The 13,304-nt window shown below is 23.6% G+C and carries 17 protein-coding genes and 2 pseudogenes; 4 read left to right on the forward strand and 15 right to left on the reverse strand.

Going from position 1 to position 13,304, the window contains the following annotated elements; all coding sequences use genetic code 4:
- Window positions 1–209: 209 nt before the first annotated feature.
- From AC6I4F_RS06100 to AC6I4F_RS06125, 6 genes and pseudogenes are all read right to left on the reverse strand, one after another.
- Window positions 210–497: a transposase gene (locus tag AC6I4F_RS06100; protein ID WP_497874790.1), complete on the reverse strand. Its 288-nt coding sequence runs from the start codon at window positions 495–497 to the stop codon at window positions 210–212.
- Window positions 442–987 carry a hypothetical protein gene (locus AC6I4F_RS06105; RefSeq protein ID WP_497873183.1) on the reverse strand — a complete coding sequence of 182 codons (546 nt, stop codon included), beginning with the start codon at window positions 985–987 and terminating at the stop codon, window positions 442–444. Before AC6I4F_RS06105 ends, AC6I4F_RS06100 begins: the two co-directional genes overlap by 56 nt.
- A 98-nt stretch (window positions 988–1,085) precedes the next feature.
- Window positions 1,086–1,496, reverse strand: coding sequence for a cysteine peptidase family C39 domain-containing protein (locus AC6I4F_RS06110; RefSeq protein WP_497873184.1), 411 nt, complete (start codon window positions 1,494–1,496; stop codon window positions 1,086–1,088).
- Window positions 1,497–1,550: 54 nt separating this feature from the next.
- Window positions 1,551–1,766, reverse strand: coding sequence for a hypothetical protein (locus AC6I4F_RS06115; RefSeq protein WP_497873185.1), 216 nt, complete (start codon window positions 1,764–1,766; stop codon window positions 1,551–1,553).
- Window positions 1,767–1,985: 219 nt separating this feature from the next.
- Window positions 1,986–3,089: pseudogene (locus AC6I4F_RS06120) on the reverse strand (MupG family TIM beta-alpha barrel fold protein).
- A gap of 346 nt (window positions 3,090–3,435) precedes the next feature.
- On the reverse strand, window positions 3,436–4,341 hold the full coding sequence (locus AC6I4F_RS06125; RefSeq protein ID WP_497873186.1) for a hypothetical protein: 906 nt from the start codon (window positions 4,339–4,341) through the stop codon (window positions 3,436–3,438).
- 294 nt (window positions 4,342–4,635) lie between these two features.
- On the opposite strand from AC6I4F_RS06125, the gene AC6I4F_RS06130 reads away from it, so the two are divergent.
- From AC6I4F_RS06130 to AC6I4F_RS06140, 3 genes and pseudogenes are all read left to right on the forward strand, one after another.
- Window positions 4,636–4,914, forward strand: coding sequence for a transposase (locus AC6I4F_RS06130; RefSeq protein WP_497873187.1), 279 nt, complete (start codon window positions 4,636–4,638; stop codon window positions 4,912–4,914).
- A gap of 41 nt (window positions 4,915–4,955) precedes the next feature.
- Window positions 4,956–5,174: a transposase gene (locus AC6I4F_RS06135; protein ID WP_497873188.1), complete on the forward strand. Its 219-nt coding sequence runs from the start codon at window positions 4,956–4,958 to the stop codon at window positions 5,172–5,174.
- A gap of 32 nt (window positions 5,175–5,206) precedes the next feature.
- Window positions 5,207–5,762 (forward strand): annotated as a pseudogene (locus AC6I4F_RS06140) (IS3 family transposase); the annotation flags it as partial.
- 100 nt (window positions 5,763–5,862) lie between these two features.
- Here the strand turns inward: AC6I4F_RS06140 and AC6I4F_RS06145 are convergent.
- The 9 genes from AC6I4F_RS06145 to AC6I4F_RS06185 form a co-directional block, all read right to left on the reverse strand.
- Window positions 5,863–6,261 (reverse strand): hypothetical protein, encoded by a 399-nt coding sequence (locus AC6I4F_RS06145; RefSeq protein ID WP_497873189.1) that lies wholly within the window; start codon window positions 6,259–6,261, stop codon window positions 5,863–5,865.
- A complete protein-coding gene (locus AC6I4F_RS06150) occupies window positions 6,251–6,937 on the reverse strand; it encodes a ribulose-phosphate 3-epimerase (RefSeq protein WP_497873190.1) in 687 nt (228 codons plus the stop codon). Before AC6I4F_RS06150 ends, AC6I4F_RS06145 begins: the two co-directional genes overlap by 11 nt.
- 13 nt (window positions 6,938–6,950) lie before the next feature.
- Entirely contained in the window at window positions 6,951–7,832 is an 882-nt protein-coding gene (gene rsgA, locus AC6I4F_RS06155) for a ribosome small subunit-dependent GTPase A (RefSeq protein WP_342217843.1), read from the reverse strand.
- A 12-nt stretch (window positions 7,833–7,844) separates the two neighbouring features.
- The gene (locus AC6I4F_RS06160) at window positions 7,845–8,816 is read right to left on the reverse strand and encodes a serine/threonine-protein kinase (RefSeq protein ID WP_497873191.1); all 972 of its coding nucleotides are present in this window, start codon (window positions 8,814–8,816) and stop codon (window positions 7,845–7,847) included.
- Between the two features lie 257 nt (window positions 8,817–9,073).
- Window positions 9,074–9,754: an IS1595 family transposase gene (locus AC6I4F_RS06165; protein ID WP_497873192.1), complete on the reverse strand. Its 681-nt coding sequence runs from the start codon at window positions 9,752–9,754 to the stop codon at window positions 9,074–9,076.
- Between the two features lie 99 nt (window positions 9,755–9,853).
- Entirely contained in the window at window positions 9,854–10,603 is a 750-nt protein-coding gene (locus tag AC6I4F_RS06170; RefSeq protein ID WP_497873193.1) for a protein phosphatase 2C domain-containing protein, read from the reverse strand.
- A gap of 11 nt (window positions 10,604–10,614) precedes the next feature.
- A complete protein-coding gene (locus tag AC6I4F_RS06175; RefSeq protein WP_497873194.1) occupies window positions 10,615–11,898 on the reverse strand; it encodes a methyltransferase domain-containing protein in 1,284 nt (427 codons plus the stop codon).
- 155 nt (window positions 11,899–12,053) lie between these two features.
- Complete coding sequence (locus tag AC6I4F_RS06180) at window positions 12,054–12,422, reverse strand: SemiSWEET family sugar transporter (protein ID WP_174481526.1); 369 nt, start codon at window positions 12,420–12,422, stop codon at window positions 12,054–12,056.
- A gap of 5 nt (window positions 12,423–12,427) precedes the next feature.
- Window positions 12,428–12,775 (reverse strand): SemiSWEET family sugar transporter, encoded by a 348-nt coding sequence (locus tag AC6I4F_RS06185; RefSeq protein ID WP_497873195.1) that lies wholly within the window; start codon window positions 12,773–12,775, stop codon window positions 12,428–12,430.
- 200 nt (window positions 12,776–12,975) lie between these two features.
- Between AC6I4F_RS06185 and AC6I4F_RS06190 the strand changes: the two genes are divergently transcribed.
- Entirely contained in the window at window positions 12,976–13,242 is a 267-nt protein-coding gene (locus AC6I4F_RS06190) for a hypothetical protein (protein ID WP_497873196.1), read from the forward strand.
- Window positions 13,243–13,304: the final 62 nt, after the last annotated feature.

Here is a 13,304-nt window from a genome sequence, read left to right on the forward strand (position 1 = left end):
AAAAGAAACTTAATAATAAAATCATTGCTAACTGTAAACTATTATTTAAAATAATTTGATTAATAAAATGGTTATAAAATACTTGTGCTATAAAAAAGGTAGTAACCAAAAATAAATTATTAAGGCTTTTATCCCTTTATGTACTATTTTTAAATTTTATCACATAAATGGAGATAAAAGCCTATCTAGGAAATTATCCCCACATGTATCTAAATCAAACACAAAATTATAGTTTCAAAACTAGGTATCTTATTGAATTTATATGCAGCTTCTTTTGCATATAAATGAATATTGTGTTTTGAAACTTTTATGTGTGTTCGGAAAGTTCGTCGGATGTGTTTTCATGCAGATTCAATCTGGTTTGTGTTTACACCTGTTGATGACACATACCCAACTTCATGATTTACGATTTCATGTTTGTGATAGAATTTTTTGAAACTTCTATATCCCTTCCAAGAATCCGTAAACAGACAACACCCAGTAGAAATGTGTTTCAATGCAAATCATAAAAGTTTTTTCTCATCTGCTTTTTTTCAATACTTTCACAATTAGCTTGTTGCTGGTTTTATCATAAACTCCAACAATTAAGGTTTTATTCAGCAAGGATCTTCCTTGTTTTTTAAAACCTACATGTGAAAGATACATTTCATCTATCTGTGCTGTGCCATCATCAATGAACCCTGCATCTTGATTCCAAATTCTAGTTCTGATTTCATGACCCATTCTTCAAGCTGTTTTATATGTCACACCCAATTCCCTTGCAACATCTGTTGACGGTATACCATGCTTTGTGTTTATTCATCTAAAGATGAGATAAAACCAAGATGTCAAAGGTGTTTGTGACTTGTGAAAAATGGTGTCATGAAGAATACTAAATGTTTGATGACATTTCAAACATCTTATTCTTCTTAAATCAGAAACATTCAAACTAGAAGAAGCACACCTGATCATTTCATTACTTTCAACTTCGCTATATATTTCAAACAATCGTTTTCATTTTGAAATATGCTATTGAATTCATTTCAATTCATTTTTTCCTCCACACTAGTACATCTGGGGATAATTTCCGTTATTAATTATTATAATTAATGAATAATATAAATAATTTGGAATCAAAAATGGTGAAAAATTTTTAATTTTATTCAACTAAGTTCAATATTTTCTGGATTTGCCACCAGTCATTTATTTTTTTTCTTTTTGTAAATAACTACAAAAAGAAATCCAACATTAGCATTATATATTTTAATAATTAATGGTTTAACAATTATTAGTGATTTTAATTTATCAAAATTAATATTATAAGCTTTTAATAATAAATTATAATTACTAGCCAATTGTTTTAATTCTAAAAGATTAATTCCCGATTTTGTTAAAAATATATCTTTTTTTATGTCATTAATTAATAACTTCTTCTTAAAATAAAACCTATATATCATAGCAAGACATGCCAAACAACAATCATTTTTTGTTTCTTGTTGAACAAAATGATATTTCATATAAAAAATCACCGCCAATAATAATTAACAGCGATTACCATTTTTTCCTTTTTATTACTTACGATGTTTTTTCTTTTTAGCAGCAGCGCTTTGTTTTTCGCGTTTTTCATCACGCGCAGAAAGAAAATGTTTATGTCTTTTTTCTGCTCTTTTAGTCTCTTGGGCCTTTTTACTAAATCCTTTTAAAAGACGTTGAAAATCTTGTTCACTACTTGTTCGTTCTTCGTTTTCTTTGTTGTCTGATGATGGTGATTTTTTCACTGAATGCATTCATGTCAGCTCCTATTTTTTATTTTACTTTAACAATTATATTAGTAAATTAAAAAATTATCAATATTTTTATACAATATTAAACTTTTTATTTTAAAAAAAATTAAAAGTAAGATTATCTTTTAAAATTTCACACTTACTAACTATTATTTAATAATACTTAATGATTTTATCATATTTTAAATGTTTATGTTTTTAATAAATAAAATAAAAATTTATTTATAAAATAAATCTAAATGAATGATTTGATACTAAAAATGGAATAAAATTTAAATCTTCTTTAGAAAGTTTACCAACAACGTTACGAATACCATTATTTTTAATTTTATTTGTAATAATATGTAATTCACCGCGATAATTATGTGATTTATTATTAATAATAACAACATAACCTTTTTCTAATCATTGATTAGTATTGTTAGCAGGAATATCTAATTATTGATATATAACTCGAGAAATAACACTACGAATTATATCTCGTGCTAAATCAGATCTAACTTTATGAATATTTTTGTCAAAAAGAATCTGTTGTTCACTATCAGTAATATTAGAATTTAACTCAATTTTTAACGATAAATTTTTATAATCAATTTCATTTATCATTTTCAAATCATATTCTGTTAAAAACTGGTTAGCAATAATTATCATATCAATGCATAAAGCAATATAATGACGAATTTGTATTACCAATGTTCAATCACGATGCAGTTCTAATGTTGGTAAATTATCATTATATTTTCAAGGTCCAATTTTATCTTTTCCTAATAATGTAACAAAGCTGGCAAATGGAATTTTATTAACAACGCTTTCAGATTGATTTAAACAAAAAAGTCAATATCAGCACCAGTACCATTTTTGTGGATAAAAATTATAACAACTAATAAGGTTATTAACATTAGCTTTATAAAATAATATTAAGTAGTTGATATCATTAACAACATATGAACCATTAATAAATATTTTAAAATTTAAACGATTTCGACTTAATCTTGCTTGATGTTTAATATCAATTCCTTCGTTGCAACGAATACCGGATAAACCATACATTTTAAAAAACTTTATGAAATCAAGTTGTTTATTAAGATTCAGATTAAATTCATTAATAAATTCAATATTAATATCTGCAAAAACATGCATATTATACTTTTTAGCAATTTGTGTTAATACTAGTAATTTTTTTAAATTTTCATAATCTGTTTTTTTAAAAATAATTAAAGTTATAAAAATAGTTTTAATATTGTTCTTGGCTAATAATTCGGTATAATTTTTAATTTCTTCTAAATTTGCTAAATGTAAATAAACTGCAGCACCAATTTTTTCCATTTACTTCCTCCTTTACTTTTTATATATTAATTTTATCATTTTGTAACTTAATAATTTTTACAATAAATAATGTAAAGGATTCCTAGTTTGATAAAATAACTACTTCTACATAAAAATAAGAAAATTGACTACACTAATTTTAATTTTAATACACCTTATACATTAATAAATCTATAATTTACATTTATTAGTGTTAATTATTAACTTTATAAATATAATTATTTCTTGTTGCTTAAATTATATCCTTTTAACAAAAAATATTATTAATCTCTTTAAAAATAAAATTTTAAAGAGATTAATTTTTATTTTAAATTAAAAAAATAAATTATCACCAAATAATAACGTCTTATAATAAATTTTGATATGAAAAACTCTTTTCTACAATATTATGTTCATCTAAATCATTTATTGATTTTCATTTTTTACCATAATTTAAACTACTATTTCCTAATATTTTAGTTTTCTTTTCTAATTTATTAACTTTAGTTTTTAAAATTTCGATATCACTTTCTAACTTATTAATTTTAGTATTTAATCCATTATGTTTGCAAATTAATTTATCAAAACTATCCTTACTATATTTATTATTAATTGCTTTAATTTTATTACTTTCTCACATTCCACAAGTCAAAAATTTAAGTGGTCAATGTCACCATCTTCTTGCTAATTGTTTTTCATTTTTGAAATTCAAATTAAAATTATTAATTTGTCCACATATTTTATTTTTAGCTTCTTTTAGTATTTTTAAATCATGTATTTTTTCTTGCATTTCTTTAAAAATTTCACTAATGTCTGAACTATCATATAGTGTTAAATAATCTAAACTTTTAGAACTATCTCTATGCTTTATTTCAACTTCTAAATCAGTTTGTGAACCTAATACAAATAACTTATCTTCTGAAGTAGTTAAAACATTACTTAAATCATATTTATATATATTTTTAAAATCTATTGCCAATGTTTTTTTATTTGCTTGTGCTTCTAAAAAACTAATAGTTACAGTAAACAAAGATAAAATTGGCATTTTTGATTTATCAGAATATTTTTTTGTACTTTTTCCACAATTATATTGAAGATATTTAAGATTTTTAATAACATTAGGAATATCTGCAACCAAAGATATTCCTTTTAATTCTTCAATAATTCTTTTAAAATAAGGAATTTGAGTATTATGTTGTTTTTGATATCTTAACTTTATACTTTCAATTTTTTTTATTAACTCTGTTGCAGATAACATTTTTTCTTTTACCATTTTTTAATTTCTCCTCTTTTAAAAAATAAAAAAACTCATTTATTTTTAATAAAAATAAGGGTTAGAAAACTTATATTAAGTTTATGATTTTTATTATACTATCTTTTTTTTAAGATTTTATTAATATACTTTTGGCATAAAATAATAATTAGTTTTTCTAAATTTTAAAAAATTATTTATGTAAAAAAAACTAAACATTTTCCTTTTTTAATAATTAGTGGATGGGTTACACTTTATTGGACACTAATTACGTAAACAAGTGAACAAATTAGTTAAAAGAAAGAAATTATAATTATGGCCAATATTAACTCATATTCAGATGAATTTAAAAAACAAATAGTAGCTTTATATCAAAGTGGTAAGTCAGTGTCTTGTCTTGCTAAAGAGTACAATGTTACAAGAGCAGCTACTTATAATTGAATTAAGCAATTTACTAATTCAGGCAGTTTTAAAACCAAAGATAACCGTTCTGTTGAAGAAAATGAATTAATTAAATTAAGAAAAGAATTAAAAAAATTAAGAATGGAAAATGATATTTTAAAGCAAGCAGCACTAATAATAGGCAGAAAATAGAAATTATTACTAAAAATAAAGTTAAATATAAAATTCGTACAATGTGTCGTTTTTTAAAAATCTCTAAATCAACATATTATTTTAATTTCAAGAAAAAAGAAGATAAAATTCAAAATAATATGTATGATGAAGCTGTTATTAGTGCTTTTAAAGAAAATAAAAAAACTTATGGAACAAGAAGATTAAAAGTTGTTCTAAAAGAAAAAAAATTAATTTATCAAGACGAAAAATTAAAAAAATTATGAATAAACATAATTTAATATCAAAATAAACTAAATTAGCATAAAAAAATTATCATAATAAAGTCAATGATAGTCAAATCTACTAATCTTGTTAATAGAGACTTTAATAATAGGCTTAAAAATGAAGTTATTGTTAGTGATTTAACTTATGTTCAAGTTAATGATAAATGAAACTATATTTGCTTATTAATCGACCTGTACAATCGCGAAATTATTGGACATAGTGTAGGTACTAAAAAAGATGCATCATTAGTATATCAAGCATTTATGTGCTCAAATCGTTGTTTAAAAAATATTGAAATATTTCATAGCGATCGCGGTAATGAATTTAATAATAAAAGTTTATCAATAGTTTTATTAGCCTTCAATATTACCCACTCTTTAAACAAAAAAGGTTGTCCTTATGATAACGCTGTTGCTGAAGCAACTTTCAAAACTTTCAAAACAGAATTTATTAATGATAAAAATTTTACATCATTAATCCAATTAAAATTAGAATTATTTGATTATATCAATTGATGCAACAACATAAGAATCCACAGCACTCTAAACTACTTAACCCCCATAAAACACCAAGCACAAATGTCTACCAAAAAACAGTCCTAAAAAAAGTTGCCATTCTAAGAAATATATTTATATGTTAATTGTCAATTGTAAAAAATATATTCTGATTTTGCTTTTAATAAAAAACAATAATTATTTTCACCTAATAAAATTGGGTTAAAACATTCATATTTTTTATTATATTAATACTAGCAAGTAACATATCCCAACGTATTCCATCACTTACTATCACTATTTGTTGAAAATTAATTTTTTTGGAAATTGCAGTAACTATCGCAAGTTCACTATAAATAAAATCTTTTTCTTTATTAAAAGTAATAATTTCAAAATTATTTATTTTACTTTGATCATTTAAAATCTTTAACTGTTGTTTATTAATGGTATCATTATCACCACAAATAAACTTAATTGGTTTTTTATATTTTAATAATGATAAAACACCATTTTCAACACCAATAAAAATTGGATTAATAAATTGTTCTCAATTTAAATTATAATCACGACAAACAATTACTAATTGTTTAATATCACTATTTTTCATAATTTGTTAACATCGCAACTTGTTTTTTTACTGAATTATCACTATTTAATAAATAACTACCCGCTACTAGGTAATTAGCACCAGCAGTAATACAATCATTTGCTGTTAAATTATTAATGCCACCATCAACAGCAATTGTAATATTTGGAAAATTATTATCGATATGTTTTACTAACATTTTAATTTTATTAATAGTTAAATCTAAAAAACGTTGTCCACCCGCACCTGGTTGCACACTCATAATTAAAATTGTATCAAGATCTTTCAAATAATCATAAATTTTTGAAATTGGTGTATCAGGATTAATGGCAATTCCTTTTTTAAAACCAGGGTTTTTTCACTGCAGAAATTCTTTTAATTGATCTTCTGTTAATGCTTCATAATGCAAAGTAATATTTTTAACTTGCGGTAAAATTATAAATGGTTTTAAATAATCACATACTTTTAATGTTGTTATCTTTACCATCATATGACAATCAATATTGATATTAGAACTAAATTTACATACATCACTTAATATTTTTGCACCAAAACTTAAATTTTCAACAAAATGATGATCCATAACATCAAAATGAATTCAATTAATTCCTGCATTTTGTAAATTTAATAAATCATCTTTTAAAGATAGAAAGTTAGCATTTAAAATGCTAGCGGCAATTGTTACTTCTTTTTTCATATATTACCATCCTTTATTTTAAATTATTAATTTTATTGAATTCTATTAAAATTTTACAATAATCTTCATAAAAAAAACTAGAAATTATTTTATTTGCAACTGCTTTTTTAATTGCACATTCTGGTTCTTGCTGATGTAAGCAAGTACGAAACTTACAATTTTGTCAAATATTAGTAAAACTAGGAAAATTAGTAGCAATATCAATACTACTTAAACCTTGCAACTGAAAGACCGAAAAACCAGGTGTATCTGCAATAATACCATCATGTAAAAAATAAAGGCGAGTTTTAGTTGTGGTATGTTTACCACGATTTAAACTTGTAGAAATATCCTGTGTTCATAGTTTTAAATTATTATCCAAACTATTTAAAGTTGAACTCTTTCCCACTCCTGAAGTACCTGTTAATATTGATAACTTGTTTGTAAAAACTTTTTTTAAATCTTCAATACCATTTTTTTTAACATTTGAAATAAAAATTGTTGGTAAATTTAAATTCTGATATGCTTTAACTTTTGTTCAAACTTCATTATCTTTAGTTACCAAATCAATTTTTGTAAATATTAAAATTATTTTTAAATGATAATAATTAAAAATAGTTAATAATTTATTTAATAGAAAACTACTAAGAAAAGGATTAACAAGAGAACTAACAATTAATACTTGATCAACATTAGCAATGCTTGGTCGATATAGTTCATTAAATCGAGGCAAAATTGATTCAACCAAAGGATTTTTATCATCTTTAAAATTAACTTTAACATAATCACCAACTAAAATTTTTGCTGTTTGAAATTTTAAATTTCCTTTGATTAAACAAGAATAAATTTGATTTTCAATTCTTACTTCAACAAAGTTATTTGCAACTCCAATAACTATTCCTTGTTTAAAGTTCATAGTGTCCTCCAATTAATATAAAATTAATATGCTTATAATAACACCAATAAGTAATAATATAATTAAAATTAAATATGATAAAAATTCTTTTTTTAAATAAAATGGTTTTTTTAATTTTTGTGAATTTAAGTAATTTTTCTTAAATAAAATATTATTTTTATTTTCCATTTTTAAACAACAATCTAAATCATTACTCAATTCACTAATTGTCCGATAGCGATCATTAATATCCTTAGCAGTTGCCTTCAAAATAATATTTTCTAAACTTTGTGGAATATTTTTTTTAAATTCATGAATTAATGGCATTGGTTCTTTAATATGTTTGACCGCTAATATTTGTGGATTTTTATGAAAAAAAGGTGGTTTACCAACTAATAATTCATATAATATAATACCTAAAGCATAAATATCACTTTGAATTGTTGGTTTTTGAAATTTTACTACTTCTGGAGCAATATATTTCATTGTTCCTACAACTTGATTAGCGTGTTTTTTAACTTCATAATCATCAATAACAGCAATACCAAAGTCTAAAACTTTAATTGCTCCACTACTAGTTAAAATAATATTTTCAGGTTTTAAATCACGATGAATAATATTGACTGCATGACACGCATTAACCCCTTTTAAAATTTCTTTCATAATAACTATAACTTCATTAACTGATAAAACTGAATAATTACTTAAATATTCTTTTAATGTTTTACCTTCTAATAATTCAAAAACTAAGCATCAATCTTTCTTATCAATAAAAACATCATATACCAAAATAACATTGGGATGTCTAACTCTAGATACTGCTCTAATTTCTTGCAAAAATCGTTCTTTTATTAAGTCATCTAGTGGTGAAATTGGATTAATTACTTTTAAAGCAACTTGCCGATTTAAATATTTATCTTGTGCTTCATAAACTTTAGCCATACCACCCGAACCAATAATTTTTAAAATATGATAACGATTATTCAATAATTTATTTATTTCCATTAGTTTCACCATTACTTTTAAATTTATTTTGGCTTTTATCCCTTTATGTACTATTTTTAAATTTTATCACATAAATGGAGATAAAATCCTATCTAGGAAATTATCCCCACATGTATCTAAATCAAACACAAAATTATAGTTTCAAAACTAGGTATCTTATTGAATTTATATGCAAATGAAGCTGCATATAAATGAATATTGTGTTTTGAAACTTTTATGTGTGTTCGGAAAGTTCGTCGGATGTGTTTTCATGCAGATTAAATCTGGTTTGTGTTTACACCTGTTGATGACACATACCCAACTTCATGATTTACGATTTCATGTTTGTGATAGAAGTTTTTGAAACTTCCATATCCCCTCCAAGAATCCGTAAATAGACAACACCCAGTAGAAATGTGTTTCAATGCAAATCATAAAAAGTTTTTCTCATCTGCTTTTTTCAATACTTTCACAATTAGTTTGTTGCTGGTTTTCTCATAAACTCCAAAAATCAAGGTTTTATTCAACAAGGATATTCCTTGTTGAATAAAACCTACATGTGAAAGATACATTTCATCTATCTGTGCTGTGCCATCATCAATGAACCCTGCATCTTGATTCCAAATTCTAGTTCTGATTTCATGACCCATTCTTCAAGCTTTTTTATATTTCACACCCAATTCCCTTGCAACATCTGTTGATGGTATACAATGCTTTGTGTTTATTCATCTAAAGATGAGATAAAACCAAGATGTCAAAGGTGTTTGTGACTTGTGAAAAATGGTGTCATGAAGAATACTAAATGTTTGATGACATTTCAAACATCTTATTCTTCTCAAATCAGAAACATTCAAACTAGAAGAAGCGCACCTGATACATTTTATTACTTTCAACTTCGCTATATATTTCAAACAATCGTTTTCATTTTGAAATATGCTATTGAATTCATTTCGATTCATTTTTTCCTCCACACTAGTACATGTGGAGATAATTTCCTTTATTTTTTAAAAATTACTAACTTATTTATAATTTATATTTTACACAAAAATGTCAAAAGACTAAAATTTTATTTCCATTAATAATACAGTAACATTATCAGTTGAAACATTAAGTAATGCTTGCTTAATTAATAACTTAACTTTGTTATTAATATTTCCATTTTTTTCTAAAATATTAACTATTTCATATTCTTCTAAAAAATCATGAACACCATCACTAGTTAAAAGAAAATATGATGGAATTATTAAGGGTAAATGAAAAATATCGGTTTTTAATGGCTTACATGGACCAAGAGCACTAGTTAATGCCTTTCAATAAGTGTGATTTAAATCAACACTTGATTCTTTAGTTGTGTTTTTTTGTAAATATAAATTTAAAATATTATGATCAACTGTTAACTGTTTTAATCCTTGTTCACTATATTGATAAATACGTGAATCACCAATATTTACTAAATAAGCTTTGTTATTAGTAATTAAAATTATTACCATAGTTGTTCCCATATCAAGCGCTTGTTCATTACTTAAACTAAAATTATTCATTTCAATTTGAATAATATCTATCTTTTCTTGTAATCATGCATGAATTTGTTTATCATGTTTTAATTTAGTAAAATCTGTTATTTCAAAAATTTTTTTTAACATACTAACAGCCATATTACTGGCCACTTCACCACATTTATGACCACCCAAACCATCACAAACAACACCAATAACTTGTCCCGTATTATTTGTTAAATATAAAACGGCATCTTGATTATTTGTACGATAATTACCAACATCTGTTTTATAACTAGCATTTATTTTCATAAACTGACCCCCTATATTCCTTTTTTTAATTTACAAATATAAAATAAATCAGTATTGTTATTAAAAACAAAAAATTGTTTTTCTGCAATGATTGTCATATCTGCGTGATTTTTAACAAACTTCTCAATTTGATTTTGATTTTCTTTAATATTGAAAGTACAAGTAACATACACAATTATCGCTTCGGGTTTTAAAAGTTGATAAGCCTTATTTAATAATTTTGCTTGAACAGTAATTAAGTGATTAATTTCTTCTTTACTTCAATTGATAAGTTTAACTTCTGGTTTTCTTTTAATTAAACCTCAAGCAGTACTAGGAGAATCAATTAAAATTTTGTCAAACTTATTATTAAAATCCAATATTGTAGAATCACCATATTTAAGTTCAGTATTTGTTACGCCTAATTTTTTTAAATAAGTAGCACCAATTTTTAATCGTTCTTCATTGATATCACAAGAAACTATCTTACCGTGATTATACATTAAAGTTGCCATATGAGCTGTTTTACTAGCAATTCCTGCACACATATCTAATACTTCATCATATGGTTGTGGATTTAAAAAATGACTAACTAACATACTTGCTTGGTCTTGTTTAATAATTTCACCATTTTCATATAATTTTGTGTTAAAAATTGACTTTGAACTAATAATACCATCAGATACTATCTCGCTTAAACAAAAGTTAAAAGATTTATAATTTTCATTGTTTAACAATTTATTAACAGTAGTTTTTAATGTATTAACTCTAAAACTAATTAATGGCATTCTTAAGTTATCTTTTATCAATTGATTTTCAATATTAATACTAAATTGTGATTTTATTAAAGAATATAATCAACTAGGATAACTATATTTAATTAATTTAATATTTTGTTTACTTTCTTTTTGTAAGTTAAATTCTGATCTAAATTCAGTAAAACATAAATCTAATACTTTAGAAATAATAAATGTTAGTTTATTATCAATGGTGCTTACTTTTTTTAAAGTATTTTCAATGAAGATTTCTTTATTAGTAATTTCTAAAAAATAGATTTCATATAAAACTATTCATAATAAAATAGTTATGTGAAAAGGAATAGTAATTACTGATTTCAAAACATTTCATATTTGATTTAATATATAATCTAAATAAATTTGATTTTTTAAAGTTCATAGTACTATCTTTTCAATTGCTTCTTTTTCTGATAATGTTAGATTTTTATCTCGCATCATTTGTGCTAATAAAACATTACAATGACCTTTTTCTAGGATTACTTGTACTAGAATTTTATAAACATCATTTTGAATTATCATTATTTAACCCCACAAAATTTTTAATTATACATATATTATAACTTAAATTATTAATTTTAATTTTGATAAGTATTTTACTATTATAACTATTAAAAAATGCATCATTACAATGCATTTTTAGTAATAAATTATTATTTTTAATAAAAAATAAACTATTAAAAGTTGCTCTTTATATTTACTTTTCCTTTTCATTTTTTACAATCTTCACCATATTTATACATATTATTAATTTTAATACCAAGAATAATTCCTGATCATATTGCACAAGGTGTATTAGCACAAATTATAACTAAATCTTTCATTAAAATTGTTGATTCAGATCCGCCATGATATGATAAATGAATAATGCCCCATAATACTCATAAACTGTTAGCTGTTGTATAAAGAATAAATGTAAGTAAAGAAATACCATCTGTTTTTTTAGTTTTTATTGTTTTTAAAGATTGTGGACAAAATGCTATAACAGCAATAAGTGCTCCAATAATCCCTATTATAGTAATAATTCATCATTCAGTATTTGCCATTATTTTTATTCCTCCAAAGTTCTAGCATTTTCGCCCAACGTTTTCATATTTTTTACTTTAACATAAATAATACAATTAGTTGCAGTCATTGTTACTGTATACGGTATTATTAAGGTAGAACCTCAAATTGCAATTTCAAGAGTATCAGCATCTTCTGGTCACATTACTGGTAATGTTACTGAAAGTATTCCAAATATCAAGAAAAAAAGATTAGCAATATTATAAATAATATAAGTTAATAAGATTATATGTTTAGTTTCCTTAGTTTTTATTGTTTTTATTGCTTGTGGAATAAATGTTATAATAGATAATATTCCGGCTAAATAACCTATAATTCCAATAAAAGTTTGCATTTTCATCCTCCATTAAATTTTAAAAATATTTTAGTAGTTTTTTTAAAACTATTAATATATTTATATCTTGTTTTATTAAAAATAACATTATTTTACTTTTAATAATTTAAAATAGAAAGTGTTTAATTAATATTTTTTCAAATAAATCTAAAAAAATTAAAAAGGAAATTATCCCCACATGTACTAGTGTGGAGGAAAAAATGAATTGAAATGAATTCAATAGCATATTTCAAAATGAAAACGATTGTTTGAAATATATAGCGAAGTTGAAAGTAATGAAATGTATCAGGTGTGCTTCTTCTAGTTTGAATGTTTCTGATTTGAGAAGAATGAGATGTTTGAAATGTCATCAAACATTTAGTATTCTTCATGACACCATTTTTCACAAGTCACAAACACCTTTGACATCTTGGTGGATGGGTTACACTTTATTGGATACTAATTACGTAAACAAGTGAACAAATTAGTTAAAAAAAGGAATTATAATTATGGCCAATATTAACTCATATTCAGATGAATTTAAAAAATA

This window comes from Spiroplasma ixodetis, assembly GCF_059729505.1.